The sequence below is a fragment of the Burkholderia latens genome, assembly GCF_001718795.1.
Lineage (GTDB): Bacteria > Pseudomonadota > Gammaproteobacteria > Burkholderiales > Burkholderiaceae > Burkholderia > Burkholderia latens_A.
Map to the genome: position 1 here is coordinate 2,770,831 of NZ_CP013435.1, position 17,823 is coordinate 2,788,653.

Annotated in this window: 14 protein-coding genes, 1 tRNA gene and 2 pseudogenes; 12 read left to right on the forward strand and 5 right to left on the reverse strand. The window is 64.4% G+C overall.

Features of this window, described 5'->3' with window-relative positions; all coding sequences use genetic code 11:
- The first annotated feature begins 3 nt into the window (after nucleotides 1-3).
- The 8 genes and pseudogenes from WK25_RS12860 (at nucleotide 4) to WK25_RS30345 (ending at nucleotide 8,633) form a co-directional block, all read left to right on the forward strand.
- Nucleotides 4-1,557, forward strand: a complete 1,554-nt coding sequence (locus WK25_RS12860) for a sensor histidine kinase (RefSeq protein WP_069241722.1) — start codon at nucleotides 4-6, stop codon at nucleotides 1,555-1,557.
- A gap of 235 nt (nucleotides 1,558-1,792) precedes the next feature.
- Nucleotides 1,793-3,451, forward strand: coding sequence for an MFS transporter (locus WK25_RS12865; protein WP_040141804.1), 1,659 nt, complete (start codon nucleotides 1,793-1,795; stop codon nucleotides 3,449-3,451).
- A 132-nt stretch (nucleotides 3,452-3,583) separates the two neighbouring features.
- Nucleotides 3,584-3,660: transfer RNA gene (locus WK25_RS12870), tRNA-Met, on the forward strand.
- A 144-nt stretch (nucleotides 3,661-3,804) separates the two neighbouring features.
- A pseudogene (locus WK25_RS12875) lies at nucleotides 3,805-4,389 on the forward strand (site-specific integrase); the annotation flags it as partial.
- Between the two features lie 268 nt (nucleotides 4,390-4,657).
- Nucleotides 4,658-5,868 (forward strand): IS3 family transposase gene (locus WK25_RS12885; RefSeq protein ID WP_135801118.1). Its coding sequence is split into 2 segments (ribosomal slippage): nucleotides 4,658-4,973 and nucleotides 4,973-5,868, totalling 1,212 coding nucleotides; the frame shifts between segments, so codons are not numbered across the junction.
- A gap of 48 nt (nucleotides 5,869-5,916) precedes the next feature.
- A complete protein-coding gene (locus WK25_RS30340; protein WP_226209320.1) occupies nucleotides 5,917-6,639 on the forward strand; it encodes an effector protein Tle3 domain-containing protein in 723 nt (240 codons plus the stop codon).
- The gene (locus WK25_RS12895) at nucleotides 6,636-8,321 is read left to right on the forward strand and encodes a type VI lipase adapter Tla3 domain-containing protein (protein ID WP_069241724.1); all 1,686 of its coding nucleotides are present in this window, start codon (nucleotides 6,636-6,638) and stop codon (nucleotides 8,319-8,321) included. The genes WK25_RS30340 and WK25_RS12895 overlap by 4 nt, the downstream gene beginning before the upstream one ends.
- Before the next feature lie 51 nt (nucleotides 8,322-8,372).
- The gene (locus tag WK25_RS30345) at nucleotides 8,373-8,633 is read left to right on the forward strand and encodes a PAAR domain-containing protein (protein ID WP_083252982.1); all 261 of its coding nucleotides are present in this window, start codon (nucleotides 8,373-8,375) and stop codon (nucleotides 8,631-8,633) included.
- Nucleotides 8,634-9,277: 644 nt separating this feature from the next.
- Here the strand turns inward: WK25_RS30345 and WK25_RS12910 are convergent.
- The gene (locus WK25_RS12910; RefSeq protein ID WP_059548642.1) at nucleotides 9,278-10,252 is read right to left on the reverse strand and encodes a LysR family transcriptional regulator; all 975 of its coding nucleotides are present in this window, start codon (nucleotides 10,250-10,252) and stop codon (nucleotides 9,278-9,280) included.
- A gap of 178 nt (nucleotides 10,253-10,430) precedes the next feature.
- Nucleotides 10,431-11,399, reverse strand: coding sequence for a GlxA family transcriptional regulator (locus tag WK25_RS12915; protein ID WP_040141808.1), 969 nt, complete (start codon nucleotides 11,397-11,399; stop codon nucleotides 10,431-10,433).
- 116 nt (nucleotides 11,400-11,515) lie between these two features.
- Here WK25_RS12915 and WK25_RS12920 point away from each other — a divergent pair, with 116 nt between their 5' ends.
- On the forward strand, nucleotides 11,516-12,199 hold the full coding sequence (locus WK25_RS12920; RefSeq protein WP_069241727.1) for a DJ-1/PfpI family protein: 684 nt from the start codon (nucleotides 11,516-11,518) through the stop codon (nucleotides 12,197-12,199).
- Nucleotides 12,200-12,294: 95 nt separating this feature from the next.
- Entirely contained in the window at nucleotides 12,295-12,606 is a 312-nt protein-coding gene (locus WK25_RS12925) for a cupin domain-containing protein (RefSeq protein WP_040141812.1), read from the forward strand.
- A gap of 43 nt (nucleotides 12,607-12,649) precedes the next feature.
- Here the strand turns inward: WK25_RS12925 and WK25_RS12930 are convergent, their stop codons facing one another.
- Nucleotides 12,650-12,985: a PAAR domain-containing protein gene (locus WK25_RS12930; protein ID WP_069241728.1), complete on the reverse strand. Its 336-nt coding sequence runs from the start codon at nucleotides 12,983-12,985 to the stop codon at nucleotides 12,650-12,652.
- 114 nt (nucleotides 12,986-13,099) lie between these two features.
- Nucleotides 13,100-13,492, reverse strand: a complete 393-nt coding sequence (locus WK25_RS12935; protein ID WP_069241729.1) for an MAPEG family protein — start codon at nucleotides 13,490-13,492, stop codon at nucleotides 13,100-13,102.
- Nucleotides 13,493-13,902: 410 nt separating this feature from the next.
- On the opposite strand from WK25_RS12935, the gene WK25_RS12940 reads away from it, so the two are divergent.
- Nucleotides 13,903-17,010 carry a transglycosylase domain-containing protein gene (locus tag WK25_RS12940; RefSeq protein ID WP_059548648.1) on the forward strand — a complete coding sequence of 1,036 codons (3,108 nt, stop codon included), beginning with the start codon at nucleotides 13,903-13,905 and terminating at the stop codon, nucleotides 17,008-17,010.
- Nucleotides 17,011-17,055: 45 nt separating this feature from the next.
- Here WK25_RS12940 and WK25_RS12945 read toward each other — a convergent pair.
- Nucleotides 17,056-17,404: pseudogene (locus WK25_RS12945) on the reverse strand (GFA family protein).
- A 160-nt stretch (nucleotides 17,405-17,564) separates the two neighbouring features.
- Here WK25_RS12945 and WK25_RS12950 point away from each other — a divergent pair.
- Nucleotides 17,565-17,810, forward strand: coding sequence for a DUF1272 domain-containing protein (locus WK25_RS12950; protein WP_059548649.1), 246 nt, complete (start codon nucleotides 17,565-17,567; stop codon nucleotides 17,808-17,810).
- Nucleotides 17,811-17,823 lie beyond the last annotated feature (13 nt).

Genomic DNA, 17,823 nt, shown 5'->3' on the forward strand with positions numbered 1-17,823 from the left:
GCGATGGCCACGCCGGCCCATTCCCGCCATCCGACCGGCGAGCAGCCGTCCGCCGCCGACGTCGCGCGCGACGCGCGTTACGCGAACCCGTTCGCGCCGCCCGACGAAATCGAAGCGCCCGAGGCAACCCGCCCGCGCTCGCTGTTCGGTGAGATCCTCGACTGGATGCTGGCGCCTCTGCTGCTGCTGTGGCCCATGAGCATCGCCGTCACGTATCTGGTCGCGAAGACGATCGCGAACGGCCCGTTCGACCGCGCGCTGGAAACCAACGCGTACGTGCTCGCGCGGCAGATTCATCCCGTCAACGGCGTCGCCGAACTGACGCTGCCGCAGCAGACGCGCGACTTTCTGCGCGCGGACAACGTCGACAGCGTTTATTTCCAGGTGCTCGGCACGCGCGGCGAACTGGTCGCAGGCGAGGCCGACATGCCGCTGCCGCGCGACGAGGATCGCCCACCGCCGGGCGTCGTCGTGTTTCGCGACGATCTGCTGCGCGGCAATGACGTGCGCGTCGCGTATACGACCGTCGAGCTGCCGCAGTCGAACGGTGCGCAGCCCGTGCTCGTGCAGGTCGGCGAGACGCTCGACAAGCGCAACGCGCTCGCGAACGACATCATCAAGGGCGTGATCCTGCCGCAGTTCGTGATCCTGCCGCTCGCGATCCTGCTCGTCTGGTTCGGCTTGTCGCGCGGGCTTGCGCCGCTCAATGCGCTGCAGGCGCACATCCGCGCGCGGCGGCCCGACGACCTGTCGCCCGTCGAGGCGCAGCGCGCGCCGCCCGAGATCGAGCCGCTCGTCACGTCGTTCAACGATTTGCTCGCGCGTCTCGAGCAGAACATGGCGCTGCAGAAGCGCTTCATCGCCGATGCCGCGCACCAGATGAAGACGCCGCTCGCGGGGCTGCGCACGCAGGCCGAGTTCGCGCTGCGCCACCCCGTGCCGCCCGACGTGCAGCGCTCGCTGGAGCAGATCGCGACCAGTTCCGAGCAGGCCGCGCGGCTCGTCACGCAACTGCTCGCGCTCGCACGCGCCGAGAACCGCGCGAGCGGGCTCACGTTCGAGCCGGTCGAGATCGGTTCGCTCGCGCGGCGCACCGTGCGCGACTGGGTGCAGGCCGCGCTCGCGAAACGCATGGACCTCGGTTACGAAGGCCCGGACGACGACGCGCCGCTCGACGTCGACGGCAACCCGGTGATGCTGCGCGAGATGCTCGGCAACCTCGTCGACAATGCGATCCGCTACACGCCCGAAGGCGGCCGCATCACGGTGCGCGTGCGGGCCGAGCCGGCGGCGCGGCGCGTGCATCTCGAAGTCGAGGACACCGGGCCCGGCATCCCGGCTGCCGAGCGAGACCGCGTGGTCGAACGCTTCTACCGGATCCTCGGCCGCGAAGGCGACGGCAGCGGCCTCGGGCTCGCGATCGTGCGCGAGATCGCCGCACAGCACGGCGGCACGCTGACGCTCGACGATCATGTGTACCAGCACGCCCCCCGCCTCGCCGGCACGCTCGTGCGCATCAGCCTGCCGTTATCGGAAGCCGCTGCGGATCGATCGTGATCCACCGGCTACCATCTCGCGGGACCGGACGCGTTGCGAACGCGTCGGAACGCACGCTTTGCCGCCCGTTTGCGGCATGATCGGCGCGTAAAGCGGCCGATTCTTCGCGGGTTAACGCGCAGTCGTTTTGTCCGCGCGAGTCAGTGCGCCGTAAGTTTCCGTGCCAATAATCGTTGACAGGCCCGCCCACCCAAGGCGGCCGCATATCTATTATCAAGGGACTTGGAGACGATTCATGGCAACGTTAGGCGGGCAAATTTCGCACTCGCCGATGACGGGCGAAGAGAAGAAGGTGATCTTCGCGTCGTCGCTCGGCACCGTGTTCGAGTGGTACGACTTTTACCTGGCCGGCTCGCTCGCGGCCTACATCAGCAAGAGCTTCTTCTCCGGGGTCAATCCGACCGCCGCCTTCATCTTCACGCTGCTCGGCTTCGCGGCCGGCTTCGCCGTACGTCCGTTCGGTGCGATCGTATTCGGCCGGCTCGGCGACCTCGTCGGCCGAAAGCACACGTTTCTCGTGACGATCGTCATCATGGGCATCTCGACGTTCGTGGTCGGCTTTCTGCCCGGTTACGCGTCGATCGGCATCGCCGCACCGGTGATCTTCATCGCGATGCGGCTGCTGCAGGGTCTTGCGCTCGGCGGCGAGTACGGCGGCGCGGCGACCTACGTCGCGGAGCACGCACCGGCCAACCGGCGCGGCTTCTACACCGCGTGGATCCAGACGACCGCGACGCTCGGCCTGTTCCTGTCGCTGCTCGTGATCCTCGGCGTGCGCACGTTCGTCGGCGAAGAGGCGTTCGGCAGCTGGGGCTGGCGCGTGCCGTTCGTCGCATCGATCCTGCTGCTCGCAGTGTCGGTGTGGATCCGGATGCAGCTGAACGAATCGCCGGTGTTCCTGCGCATCAAGGCCGAGGGCAAGACGTCGAAGGCACCGCTGACCGAAGCGTTCGGCCAGTGGAAGAACCTGAAGATCGTGATCCTCGCGCTGGTCGGCCTGACCGCCGGCCAGGCCGTCGTGTGGTACACGGGCCAGTTCTACGCGCTGTTCTTCCTCACGCAGACGCTGAAGGTCGATGGTGCGAGCGCGAACATCCTGATCGCGATCGCGCTGCTGATCGGCACACCGTTCTTCCTGTTCTTCGGCTCGCTGTCGGACAAGATCGGCCGCAAGCCGATCATCCTGGCCGGCTGCCTGATCGCTGCGCTCACGTACTTCCCGCTGTTCAAGGCGCTCACGCACTACGCGAACCCGCAGCTCGAGCTCGCGACGCAGAAGGCGCCGATCTCGGTCGTCGCCGATCCGGCCACCTGTTCGTTCCAGTTCAATCCGGTCGGCACGTCGAAGTTCACCAACTCGTGCGACATCGCGAAGAGCGCGCTGGCGAAGGCAGGCCTGAACTACGAGAACGTCGCGGCGCCGGCCGGCGCGACCGCCGAGATCAAGGTGGGCGACACGGTGATTCCCGGCTATGACGGCAAGGCGGCCGATGCGAAGGCGCAGGGTGCGGCGTTCGACAAGACGCTGGCGTCGACGCTGAAGGCGGCAGGCTACCCGGCCAAGGCGGATCCGGCGCAGCTCAACTGGCCGATGACGATCGTGATCCTGACGATCCTCGTGATCTACGTGACGATGGTCTACGGTCCGATCGCCGCGATGCTGGTCGAGATGTTCCCGACGCGGATCCGCTACACGTCGATGTCGCTGCCTTACCACATTGGCAACGGGTGGTTCGGCGGCTTCCTGCCGGCGACCGCGTTCGCGATCGTCGCCGCCAAGGGCGACATCTACTCGGGCCTTTGGTATCCGATCGTGATCGCGCTGGCCACGTTCGTGATCGGTCTGCTGTTCGTCAAGGAGACGAAGGACTCCAACATCTACGCGCAGGATTGAGATCGTTGAGATTGGCTAGCGGGCGCCTCCCACCCGCTAGCCTGCCCCGAACGGGCCGCCGGCAACTTTTTTCGGGAAAGATCGAAAAAGGTGTTGACAGCCTCACGGTAGATCGACATAATTCAAGTCTTCGGCGAATTAGCTCAGTCGGTTAGAGCGACGGAATCATAATCCGCAGGTCCGGGGTTCGAGTCCCTGATTCGCCACCAAATGTGGAAGCCCGGTAGATCCTTGATCTACCGGGCTTTTTCACTTCCGGCCCTGCTGGTTCGCTGCGAGCCGATTTCTTTTACGATCCTCTCGCGGTGCAATTTCGGTGCAATACGCGGTGCAGACCTCAAGGAAGGAGCACCATGGCAGCACTGACAAAAACCCCCTCTGGCACCTGGAAAGCGACCATCCGGCGCGTTGGCTGGCCGACGGCCGCTAAGACGTTTCGCACGAAGCGCGATGCCGAGGATTGGGCTCGACGCACCGAGGACGAGATGGTGCGCGGCGTGTTCATACAGCGCGCGCCGTCCGAGAAGACCACGGTTGCCGACGCACTCGACCGCTACGAGCGGGAAATCGTCCCCACCAAGAAGGCCAGCACCCAGCGCCGGGAAGGCGCGCGCATCCGCGAGTTGAAGGCGAACTTTGGAAAATACTCGTTGGCCGCAGTTACTCCCGATCTGGTGAGCCGCTATCGCGATGACCGGCTCGCTCGCGGCAAGGCAAACAACACCGTCCGCCTTGAGCTCGCCCTACTCGGCCACCTGTTTAACGTGGCCATCAAGGAATGGCACATCGGGCTAATCTTCAACCCGGTCGCCAACATCCGTAAGCCCAGTCCCGGCGAGGGGCGAAATCGACGTCTGTCCGAAAGCGAGCAAGCGAAGCTACTCGCAACCGTAGACCAGCACTCAAATCCGATGCTGGGCTGGATCGTGCGCCTCAGCGACAAGAAAAACAGTATCTGGAAACCTATTCAAAAATCCAAAGCGGTCATACCCGCGATGAACGACCTAAGAAACTTGCGGTTTTATCAGCGTCTCTGGACGAAGAAGCCCAGTGGCATTAACAACGGGCAACCCGTGCTGGTTGGGTCAACACCTGCTCATTACGAGGGCACCTGGAGCAGCCCCCTGAAACACCGGACATAGCCTCTCACTTAAACTAGCGGGTAGGCATAAGACTGTGTTTTTGACTAACACCAGGCAGGAAGTGATGGAAGTGTTGACGGGCCCGGAGCGTCGGCGGCGCTGGACGGCGGAGCAGAAGCTGGCGATGGTTCGCGAGAGTTTCGAACCGGGGAAGTCGGTTTCGATGGTTGCGCGCCAGCACGGCGTGAACCCGAACCAGCTGTTCCACTGGCGCAAGCTGTACCAGGACGGGAGTCTGTCGGCGGTCAAGGCTGGAGAGGAAGTGGTCCCTGCATCAGAGCTGGCCGATGCCCTCAAGCAGATTCGTGAGCTGCAGCGGATGCTCGGCAAGAAGACCATGGAGAACGAGATTCTCCGCGAAGCAGTCGAGTATGGCCGAGCAAAAAAATGGATAGCGCACTCGCCCTCGCTGCCGGAGGACGACCAGTGAAACTGGTTTGTGAAGTTCTCGGCGTGTCGCGCTCGAACGTATCGGCACGACTGTCGCGTCCGGTGACGTGGCGCGATGGCCGTCAATCGCGGCAGACGGACGATGCGAGCGTGGTCGAGGAAATCCGCCGAGTCGTCGGCGATTTGCCCAGCTATGGCTATCGCCGGGTGTGGGGCTCGCTGCGCAATGAACGCATTGCTGCCGGACAGGTGCCGTTCAATGCGAAGCGCATCTATCGCATCATGCGCACTCACGGTCTGCTGATGCAACGGCGTCCAGCCCCGCCTCGGCCGCAACGTCGGCACGATGGCAAGGTGGCCGTCGCGCGCAGCAATCAGCGATGGTGCTCGGACGGCTTCGAGTTCCGCTGCGACAACGGCGAGCCGCTTCGAGTGACATTCGCGCTTGACTGCTGCGACCGCGAAGCGATGAGCTGGGCGGCTACGACGGCAGGTCACAGCGGCGACATCGTGCGCGACGTCATGCTGGCAGCAGTGGAAAATCGGTTTGGCAACGAGCTGCATACACCGTCCGAAATCGAGTGGCTGAGTGACAACGGTTCGGGCTATACGGCCGACGATACACGCCGGTTTGCAGCGGCCATCGGCCTGAAGCCATTGACCACGCCGGTGTGCAGCCCGCAAAGTAACGGGATGGCCGAGAGCTTCGTGAAGACAATGAAGCGCGACTACGTTGCCTTCATGCCAAAGCCGGACGCAGCGACTGCTGCACGCAACTTGGCCATCGCGTTCGAGCATTACAACGAGAAGCATCCCCATAGCGCGCTGAAGTACCGCTCGCCTCGCGAGTTCCGGCGCTCAATGGATTCAGCAACCTTAGTGTGACGCTGTGTCCGGGATTACAGGGTCAACTCCAGCACCTATGACGCAGGCTTGATTTCGAAGGATATTGAAAAACGTTGGATCAATGGTGAGGCCATTGTGCCACCGTACAAGCCGAACTTATATGGAGATGAGGGTATCAAGGGCGATCCGAATACATCTGGACGTGATAAGCCGGACTATGTGTCCCGCGACACGTTACTGGGCAACCCTAGCGCCAAAGATATTCGAGCCGTAGTAATGCCCGATGTGCCGAAAGATGTTTTTGATGGCGGTTATCAGAAAGTTTTGGCGTGGTTCAATAGTCAATCTCCGGACCCGGAGGATCATACGGATTCCGTATGGTTGTCAGATGGCGGGAAACTGACCTACCATCGACTGGAAACGCCGAACGAGGTCCGTAGCCGGCTAGAGAAAAGAGACGCGAAGTCGTGGGATAAGAATTCGTACCATTCGGCCGTCCTGCGTGATTCCGATAACATTCGTCGCGTCGCTGCGATGGATGTAGCGATCGGACAGGCCAAGAGTCTCGACGATCCGAATGTACGGAATTTGTTCATCGCGATTGCAGATTGGAAGATCGACTCCAAGGGAATGGACGCGATAGAAAATAATCCCTATTACTCGAGCCTTGACTATTCGTCAAAGAGCCTGGTTAAAGGAAATTTCTTTTACTACACCCAAGGGAAATTTCCTAGCAGCCTGGTTCCAACAAAGCCACCCAAGATGGTTGATGCTGAAACGTACAAGGACCGCGCGAAGAACCGCCAATGAAACCGACATTTACTGCAGCCACTCGCCCGCGCCTGCTACCCTATGCGTTTGTGTTGGCGATCCTCGTGTTCGCCTGGATGTTCTATATCTTATTCGGCTCTTACCAGCACTGGGAGAGCACCGGCCTTGAGGTTCCCAACATGGGTAGCACCCTCCGAAACGGACTGTTCGCAATCGTTGGCTTGGTCGCGGTTGGCTTCACTGCACATTGGGCCATGCGTACTACGCCGAGTGCTAACGCGACTGCGCCCGTCGCGGCAAGCACATCGTCGGCACATGTGATGGTCTCGTCGCCCTACGCAAATGCCGGTAGCGCGAAGATGCTCGCGGCGACCGGTCAGAAATACGCGCTGGAAATTCGCGGTATCGGATTGGCCGTTGCGGGACGTCGGCAAGAGGGGATTTGGGAACAGATCGAGGAAAAAAAGGATAACTATTCGACGATCTTGTCGGACGATCCAAAGCGATATGGGGAGAATCCCGACGAACGAAAGATCTTTTCAACGTTAGCCTCGGGGTCGGCGTTCAAGTATGCCGCCAGTGAAGCAGTTGATCACTGGCCGTTGCCAGTGATCATCTTGGGGCCGCCGAAAGGACCGATCGGGAAATACCGATCAGCGTTTGAAATTGCTGATGCAAGACAAAATGCTGGGCTTGGTGTGACGCTATTTTTGCGGATAGACGACAAGAACACCAGCAGCGCGGCTCCGGCACTTTCTCAGCTGTTCGAATTCTTCGATCAGCATCCGGACGTGCCGGCTGTCCTTGTGATGACGCAAGACGGAATGCAGTATCGGTGGGCGGCTAAAACCCCCGGCACCCCATCGGATCCACCTGGCGCCTTTATTCCACCTGTCCCGGACAGCATGGCGACTTTGCTGGTGTCGCGTACAGACCGCGTCGATCAACTTGTACGTCCCTACGCCGTTGACGTGCCGGGCGATATTGACAAGGACAAGACCCAATACGACGTCGTCAAGCTGTGGAATTACTACTGGAAGCAAGATGACATTTTCCAGGAGGAATTCAACAACAATCCGAACAACGGCACTGGCGTTGCGACCATGACGACCGATTGGTGGGTTTCGAAGCTGCCGGAATTGTGGAAAGAAGCCACCAACAAAGGACCAGGCGAATTCAAACCCAGCCCGTACCTTCCGGTTCGGTGGACGAATTGGCAAGTTGAGGAATTCGACGAGGCACCGCTGCTTGGATACCTGCACCGACCCGTCACGGTCAAGTTGACCGATAGCGAAGGTAAGCCGATGCGGCGCGCCGAGCAGGCGCAAGCGCTTCAGGAGGGCTGGAAACAGGCGATGGCGACGCTGCCGGACGGCGCTAAACCGACCCGCGTGTTCTACGATACGTCGTCGGATCGGGCCTGGGCGATTCCGCTGTCACAAGCGCTGCACGGCAATGCCGAGGGCATCGATCTGAGTGAGGTCAAAGAAGGCTACGATATCGGTCGCCGTATCGGCAATACAGGTGTGAGCTCTGCCCTCGTCCAGGTCTGCCTTGCGACCATCGGGAGTTATCGGGGTGGTGGCGCGAGCGTGACGGTTAATCTGATGGACAACGGCACGGCCAGCATCGTGGTGGTGAGCCCCCCGGACGATGCGAGTAAGGCCGCGAATCTCAAGCATCGCGGCCCCGATCCCCTGAAATACCGGTCAGCAGGTTGAAATGCTGGTACGACGAATATCGAGGACAAGCACGATCGAGCGAGGTAGAACATGCGCGGCGTCATTCTGGTGGGCGATGTAACGGACCATGGTTGTCGGGTCGAGACGGGCGCCGAGAACTCGGACGTTCTTGGACGCGCCATCGCTCGAGTCGGTGATCGTTGTTCGTGCCGTGCTGGACTCGGTACGTGCGAGATCATCGAAGGTGATGAGAACGTGAAGATCGAGGGCCGCGCTGTCGCGTTTGACGGGCATCGGACCACCTGCGGTTCGGCACTTCGATCGTCAACGGGAAATGCAGGTCGAATTTAATGGCCCTGACGTCGATCTTTTTTCCGGGCAGCCCAATCGAGTACATGACGCGGTACGCCGTATTCAGGAGCTCATGTACGGCCTTGAGAACCAGTATCCCGTGGTTGTCGATACTGCGACTCCCTCCCGGGACCTAGATCTTGAAGCAATCCGCGCCTGGGAAGTCGGCCGAAGTGAGAGATTGGCCGAGATAAACGAACGGTTGATGAGCGCCCAGGAGGTCGTCACCAATTTAGTCTATCGACACGACTCTCGGACAGGCGTATTTCCTGGAATCAGGAAGCCCGAGATGACGCGCCGGTTACGTGATCGTCTCCGCCGCGAGTTGCACTACGTAGGTCTACCTGACGATGACAATCTGCCATAGATCTACCACAATTGGATCGAGAGGTCGTGTTAGCCAAGGTTGACTCCAGAGATCAAAAGCGTAGTAAAATCAGGTGACTGCAGGAGAGATGGCGCGAGAAATATAGCCCGTTTTTCGAATCATAATCCGCAGGTCCGGGGTTCGAGTCCCTGATTCGCCACCAAATGCGAAAAGCCGCTGTTCCGCAAGGATCAGCGGCTTTTTTCATTGCGTCATCCGGCGCGACGCACGCAGGTGCCCTGCGCCGCGACTCGTCCGAGCCGCGTGCGCACCGCCGCTACGCCACCACCGCCCCGCGCCGCACATCCGGCGCCTCGGCCCGCACCTTCCCGCGCCAGTTCTCGCCGCCCTCCAGCGCCGGCGTCGACTCGAACAGCTCCGCCATCCAGTCCGCGAACACGCGCACCTTCTGCGACAGATGCCGGTTGTGCGGATACACGATCGAAATCGGCTTGGGTTTCGGATTGCAGTCGGGCAGCACCTCGACGAGCGAGCCGTCGCGCAGGTGCGGCAGCACCATGAACAGTGTCGGCTGGATCATCCCGAACCCTTCGAGCCCGCACGTCACGTACGCATCCGAATCGTTGACCGTCACAGTGCCGTTCATCCGCACCTCGACCGGCTTGCCCTCGATCATGAACACCCACGGAATCGCGCGCGCACCGTGACTCGCCCGGAAATTCACCGCATGATGGTCAGCCAGGTCGGCGATCTCCTGCGGCTCGCCCTGGCGCGCCAGATAGTCGGGCGACGCGCACGTCACGCGTTTGAGCATCCCGATCCGCCGCGCAACCATCGACGAATCCTCGAGCGGCCCAACCCGGATCATGCAGTCGATGCCCTCCTCGACCGGATCCACGTATCGGTCCGACAGGCCCAGGTCGAGCGTGATGTCCGGATAGCGCTGCCGGAAGATCGACAACGACGGCAACACCACGCGCCGCCCGAGCGAGCTCGGCATGTGCACGCGCAGCACGCCGCTCGGCTTGCGGTTGCCGGTCTGGAAGCTCGCGTCGGCTTCCGCGATCTCCGAGATGATTTTCATGCAATGCTCGTAGTACGCGGCGCCCTCCGGCGTCAGCGACAGCCGGCGCGTCGTCCGGTGCATCAGGCGCACGCCGAGCAGCGCCTCGAGATTCTGGATGATCGTCGTGACCGACGCGCGCGGCATCGCGAGCGTTTCGGCCGCGCGCGTAAAACTGTTCGCGTCGACCACGCGGGTGAAAACTTCCATTGCCTGGATGCGGTCCATGCTGCGCCCCCTTCGAATCGCCAACGGGACAGAATAGAGCGCGCGGCGGGCACGGCACAAGCCCCGGTCCATTGTTCCCATCGCCCGAACAGTCGACACGCTTCGGAGTCGAAACTGATCCGTTTTCGTGCAGTTGCGCGCGACGACGGCTGCGCGCCGGTTGCCGCCCGTCGCCTCGCTACCGCACGAACCGCTCGCGATAGCCCTGCGGCGACACACCGAGCACACGCACGAAGCTGCGCCGCAGCGTTTCCTCGGAACCGAAGCCGCAGCGCGTCGCGATTCGCTTGACCGGCCACGCGGTTTCGCCAAGCAGGCGCTGCGCGGCCTCCACACGGATCTGCTCGACCGCCCGCGCGGGGGTGCGCCCGGTTTCCGCGCGATAGTGGCGCACGAAACTGCGCTCGCTCATGCTGACGCGCTCGGCGAGCGCCGGCACCGACAGATCGGCGGCCAGGTGCTCGGCGATCCACGCATGCAGTTCGCCGAAGCGGTCGTCGGTGCGCTGCATCGACAGCATCGCGCTGAACTGCGCTTGCCCGCCCGGCCGTTTCAGGAACACGACGAGTTCGCGCGCGGCGTCGAGCGCGACCGCGCGTCCGAGATCCTCTTCGACGAGCGCGAGCGCGAGATCGATGCCGGCCGTCACGCCGGCCGACGTCCACAACGTACCTTCGCGGATGAAAATCGGATCGGGCTCGACACGCACGTTTGGATAGCGCGCGGCGAATTCGCCGCAGCGCGCCCAATGCGTGACCGCGCGCCGCCCGTCGAGCAGGCCAGCCTCGGCAAGCAGGAACGCACCGGTGCAGACGGACGCAATGCGTCGCGCGCGCTGCGCCTGCTGCCGTACCCAACGCACCATCCGCGCGTCCGTCGACGCCGCGTGCACACCCTTGCCGCCCGCGACGATCACCGTGTCCGGCCGCCCGGCCGAGCGCAGCGAGTCGGCCATCACGACGAGGCCGGACGACGTCTCGATCGGCCCGGCCTCGGCGGCAACGACGCGCGGCGCATACGGTGCGGGCTGACCGCGCTCTTGCGCGAGTTCGTTGACGGAGGCGAACACCTGCAGCGGCCCGGTGACGTCGAGCAACTGCGCACGGGGAAACGCGAGGATCAGGATCGGGCGTGGCGAGGCGGACATGAGCGTTGGCTGAAATCGTGGGCGATATGGCAATTTCGCCAAACACTACGCGCCTACAATCGATCTGTCCATCGAGCGCCGGCCGCGACGCCTTCCCTTTCCGTCGGAGTGTTCGCATGACCCTGCATATCGGCCTTCTCGTGTTTCCCGGCGTCCAGCAGCTCGATCTCACCGGCCCGCACGACGTGCTCGCGTCACTGCCCGACGCGGCCGTCCATCTGGTCTGGAAATCGCGCGACACGGTCGCGTCGAGCAGCGGCCTCGCGCTCGCGCCCACCTGCACGTTCGACGACTGCCCGCCGCTCGACGTGATCTGCGTGCCGGGCGGAATCGGCATCAACGATCTGCTGCTCGATGCCGCCACGATCGCGTTCGTGCAGCAGCGTGCGGCCTCGGCGCGCTACGTGACGTCGGTCTGCACCGGCGCGCTGCTGCTCGGCGTCGCCGGCCTGCTGCGCGGGCGGCGCGCGACGACGCACTGGGCGTTTCATTCGCTGCTCGAACCGCTCGGTGCGGTACCGGTGCGCGAACGCGTGGTCCGTGACGGCAACCTGATCACCGGCGGCGGCGTGACGGCCGGCATCGATTTCGCGTTGACGATCGCCGCCGAGCTTGTCGGCGACGAAGAGGCGCAGGCGATTCAACTGCAGCTCGAATACGCGCCGGCACCGCCGTTCGATGCCGGTTCGCCGGACACCGCGCCGGCGTCGGTCCTTGCGCGCGTGACCGAGCGCTCCGCGGCCGGACTCGACAAGCGCAGGAAGACGATCGACGCCGCGTTGCGCGCGACGTCGCGCTAATCCGCACACGGCAATCGGCAGGCAGGCACGCACGCAGGAACCATGTGCGGGCCGCCTGGCCGCCATCCCTCGCAATCGCACTCACGAACCTATCGATGAAGATCATCCGCAGCACGGAATTCACCGCGCAGCGCGCGTGGGGCGCGCTGGACATCGCGAATCTGAACGGCATCACGGTGCGTCTGCACTGGACCGATCAGCCTTACCGTTGGCACGTGAACGACGGAGAAGAAGTTTTCGCGGTGCTCGACGGCCGTGTGGAGATGCGCTACCGGGAAGCAGGCATCGAGCACGCGACGGTGCTCGAAACGGGCGACGTATTCCACGCGACGGCCGGCACGGAACACGTCGCGCATCCGCTTGGCGACGCGCGCATTCTCGTGATCGAGACCGAAGGCAGCGTCTGAAGATCGACGCCGCGCCGCGGGCGTCGTGCAGATTCGCCGGGCTTCAGCCCGACACGGTGCCCGTCCCCTGCGACGGAATCAGCTTCGGCTGCGGCGTGCACAGGCACCGGCACCGGTCGTGTTCGAGCGCGACGACCTTTCCCATCACGGTCATCGTCCGTTCGCCGCCGTCGGACACGATCACGCCCTCCGTCTTGCACGCGGCGCAGAACACCGGGGCGCCGAGATACGCGAGTTCGCGGCCGTCGAACGACGAATTGGCGATCCCGTCGAGCACGACGTCGCCATGGTCGGTCGCGTCGCCCTTCAGAATGATTTGCGGCTCATGGTTCCGCTCTCCCTCGGAAAACGCCGCGCAGCACGGCGTCGAGCCGCGCACGGGCAGTCGGAATCCGCCTGTCGGTCGCGGGCGTGTCGCGAGGATATCGTCGCGCGGGCGACAGCTCGGCGGATGCACGCGGTTCAGCGCAGCGGGCGTTCTGCGATCAGACCATCAGAACAACAGCGCGACACATAGCGCGGCGCCACACAGATACGTACCGAACGCGCCGACGAAGCGAGCGGGATTCGGCGTCGCCATCGTCGGCCACGCGAGCAGTCCGATCACGAGCAGACACCGGCAAACGGTAGCCGCGACGATCAACGACAAAACGGCGCGCGACGGATCGTGTGCACCGAAATAGAGAAACAGCACCGCGAGAAACGGCGCGTACTCGGCCGTGTTGCCGTGCGCACGCACGACCTTGTGCAGCCCGTTGTCCGGATCGGAGGTGCACCCGCAACCGGTCGTGTGCCGAAAGCGCGTGACCGATACGAACAGCCCGAGCCCGAACAGCAGCATTCCGAGAATTGCCGCGCAAACGAGCGCGACGGGATGAATCGACATGGAACCCCCGGAGCCAAAGCGGCAATCGCCGCACAACCGGTGATCGTACCCGTGGGCAGCCGGCGCCGGACCATCTCGGAAACCCGTAGCGGCGTCATGCGCCACCCCTGAATCGGCAACGATAATCCGGCCCTGTTTGTGTGCAACACCGCGACACGCGCAGTCGGAACGTCGGCGCCCCGGCCGTCTGCCGCCGCGCGCGGCATGCACGCGGTCCCGCGCGAAACGCGCAAACGTTGAACCGGGTCCGCATGCACAGCGGCAGTGCAGCACCGGCGCTGCGCGGTCGCGGGCATGCGCGTTGCGCCCGCGCATCTCAGTAGTGAACGCCCTTGGCAGCCCGCTGCGGAGGACTACACTAATCCTTAATGAGGTGCGGCCGGAGCCCGCGCCTTCAGGGAGACGCCGCCATGAATCGGCCGCTGAATCGCATCCTGCCGCGGGTGACCGGGACTGCATCGGTCTGGACGTGGATCAAGTGGTCGTTGCTGGCCGCGCTGGTGATCGCGATCGCGATCCTCGCGCGGCTCGTGATGACCGAGATCGAGACGTCGCGCCTGCAGGCCCACTATCTGTCCGAGCTCACCCGTGACGTCGGCTACACCGTCGAGGCGGGCGCGAGCGACCACATCCGCTTTCCCGCGAACGGGCCGTACGATCAGCGCCTCGGCTATTCGATGATTCCTGCATTCCAGCAGCGTTTGCTCGCGCACGGCTTTGTCGTCGGCAAACAGGCGCGCGATTCCGACCGGATGCTGGCGCTCGCCGATCACGGGCTGTTCCTGCCTTATGAAGAGAAAGACCAGACCGGGCTGATGCTGTTCGACTCGACCGGCGCGCCGCTGTTCGCGACGGTGTTCCCGCAGCGCGTGTACGCTGATTTCGACACGGTGCCGCGCGTGGTCGCCGATTCGCTGATGTTCATCGAGGATCGCTACCTGCTCGACCCGAACCAGCCGAACCGCAATCCGGCGATCGACTGGGGACGCTTCAGCCGCGCGCTCGCCGATCAGGCGCTGCACGTCGTCAACCATCACCAGGCGCGCCCCGGCGGCAGCACGCTCGCGACGCAGATCGAGAAGTTCCGCCATTCGCCTGACGGCCGTACGGCGACGCCGCCGGAGAAGCTGCGGCAGATTGCATCCGCGTCGGTGCTTGCGTATATGAACGGCCCGCAGACGATGCTCGCGCGGCGCGGAATTCTGGTGCGCTACCTGAATTCGGTGCCGCTCGCCGCACGGCCGCACATCGGCGAAATCACCGGCCTGGGCGATGGCCTCGCCGCGTGGTACGGCCGCGACTTCAACGACGTGAATCGCATCCTGTCCGCGCCGACGACCGGCGACAACGTCGACGAGCAAGGCAAGGCGTTTCGCGAGGTGCTGTCGCTGATCATCGCGCAGCGCGCGCCGTCGTACTTCCTGAATCGCGGCTATCCGGCGCTGCAGAAGCTGACCGACAGCTATCTTCGGCTGCTGTCGAACGGCGGCGTGATCTCGCCCGCGCTGCGCGATGCCGCGCTCGCCGCGCGGATCGATCGCAGCGCGCCGCCGCCCGCGGCGCGCGTGCAGTCGTTCGTGTCGCGCAAGGCCGTGTCGTCCGCGCGCGCGTCGCTGCTGGCCGCGCTCGGGATCAGCGACCTGTACCAGCTCGACCAGCTCGACCTGGAAGCGACCAGCACGCTCGACAACGGCGTACAGCAGGCGGTCGCCGAGCGGCTCGCGCAGGCGTCGACCCGCGACGGCGCCCAGGCGGCCGGCCTGTACGGCTTCGAAATGCTCGCGCCGAAGGACGACCCGTCGCACCTTACGTACAGCTTCACGCTGTACGAGCATCGCAACGGCGCGAACCTGCTGCGGGTGCAGACCGACAGCGTGAACCAGCCGTTCGACGTGAACCGCGGCGGCCGCATCAACCTCGGCTCGACCGCGAAGCTGCGCACGCTGATCACGTACCTTCAGATCGTGTCCGATCTGCACGCGCGCTACGGCAGCCTGTCGAACGCGCAGCTCGCGCAAGTGAAGCCCGATCCGCTCGACGGGCTGTCGCGCTGGGCGCTCGACTACCTGTCGCACACGCGCGACCGCTCGCTGCAGGCAATGCTCGACGCGTCGGTCGAACGCAAGTACTCGGCGAGCCCGGACGTGTTCTACACGGGCGGCGGCGCACAGGTGTTCTCGAACTTCGAAAAATCCGACAACGGCCGCATCCTGACGCTGCATGCGGCGTTCGAGCATTCGGTGAACCTCGTGTTCGTGCGCCTGATGCGCGACATCGTCCATTACGAGATGCTGAAGGCGGCCGGCCCGTCGTCGTCGTGGCTCGGCGATCCGGAACAGCGCAAGCGTTACCTCGCTCAGTTCGTCGACGGCGAAAGCAAGGTGTACGTGAAGCGCTACTACGCGCGTTATGCGGGCAAGGCGCCCGACGACGCGCTCGCGCTGATGCTGAAGGACGTGCGCAAGTCGCCGCCGAAGATCGCGACGGTGCTGCGCAGCGTCGCGCCAAACGAATCGCTTGCGTGGTTCAGTGCGCAGATGCGCGCGCAGCTGAAGGGCACACCGGCCGCGACGCTGTCGGACGACGATCTCGCCGCGCTGTACGCGAAGTACGCGATCGACCGCTTCAACCTGAACGATCGCGGCTACATCGCAAGCGTGCACCCGCTCGCGCTGTGGACGCTCAACTACCTGCGCGCGCACCCGGACGCGTCGCTCGCCGACGTCCAGCGCGACAGCCACGACGCGCGCTTCTACACCTATTCGTGGCTCTACAAGACGCGCTATCACGCGACGCAGGACCGCCGCATCCGCCGGATGGTCGAGCTGCGCGCATACGGCGAAATCACGAAGGCGTGGCGTGCGCTCGGCTACCCGTTCGCGGAAGTCACGCCGTCGTATGCGGCCGCGATCGGCGCATCGGGCGACCAGCCCGACGCGCTCGCCAAGCTGATCGGCCTGATCGCGAACGGCGGGCAGAAGGCGCCCACCGAGACGATCACCCGCCTCGACTTTGCGAAGGGCACGCCGTACGAAACGCGCTTCGTGCGCGCGGCCGCGCAGCCGCAGCAGACGCTGTCGCCGGAGATCGTCAACGTCGCACGCACGCTGCTGCGCGGCGTCGTGCTGAACGGCACCGCGCGACGCCTGGCGGGCGGCTTCACGCTGCCCGACGGCAAGACGCTCGACGTGTACGGCAAGACCGGGACGGGCGACCAGCGCTTCAACGTCTACGCGCGCGGCGCGCGGCTGATCGAGTCGCGCAAGGTCAATCGCAGCGGCACGTTCGTGTTCGTGCTCGGCGACCGCTTCTTCGGCGTGCTGACGGCGACCGCGCACGAGCCATACGCTGCGCGCTACGACTTCACGAGCGCGATGGCCGTGCAGTTGCTGAAGTCGATGGCGCCGGCGCTCGCGCCGCTGATCGAGCGTCCGGCCACGGCAGGCACGCGCACCGCGGGCCCCGCGCCGCAGGCGGAAACGCCGACGCCGCAAGCGGCGCCGGCCGAGCCGTCGTGACAGTGAGCCCGGACGCTCGACGCGCGCGCGGCGCCTGCGCGCCGTTCACAGCGAACGGCCGTCGAAGTGCGTGACGCACAGCGCATCGATATCGACATCGTCGAAACAGCGCACGTTGATCGCGGCCATCTCGGTGCCGTCCGGATGCGTGCCTTCGCCGAACGTGTGAATTCCGCAGCGCTTGCAGAAGCGGTGCCTGATCACGTGCTTGTTGAACAAGGTAGGTCGCAAGGTTGTCGTCGGACGCGACGCGCGTCATGTGATCGCGCGGCACGAACCACATCAGCGCGCTCTTGCGCCGGCAGATCGAGCAGTTGCTCGCCATCACGCGCCGCAAGTCGCCTTGCGCGCCGAACTTCACGTCACCGCAGTGACAGCTTCCGCGATAGAGGATGGTCGTCTCCCGGGGCGGCCCGTGCGTGCATCGGCATCCCGGCGGGACACCGTTGGCCGGGCCGGCTCAAGCGCGTACAGTAGCGCTCACGCGTGCCGCGTGCAATGTCCTGCGGCGTACGCCCCCCGCCCACAACCGTTCCACTGCAAGGAATACCGCGATGCTCGAACTGCGCCCCGGCTGCGAATGCTGCGACAAGGATTTGCCGCCCGATTCGGCGGAAGCACGCATTTGTACATTCGAATGTACCTTTTGCGCGAGCTGCGCCGACGACGTGCTCAAAGGGCGCTGCCCGAACTGCGGCGGCGATCTGGTCGCACGGCCGCGCCGGCCCGCGAGCCTGCTCGCGAAGTACCCGGCGTCGACGCAGCGCGTGCTGAAGCCGGGCGGCTGCCCGAGCCACTGACGGCCGCGCGCCG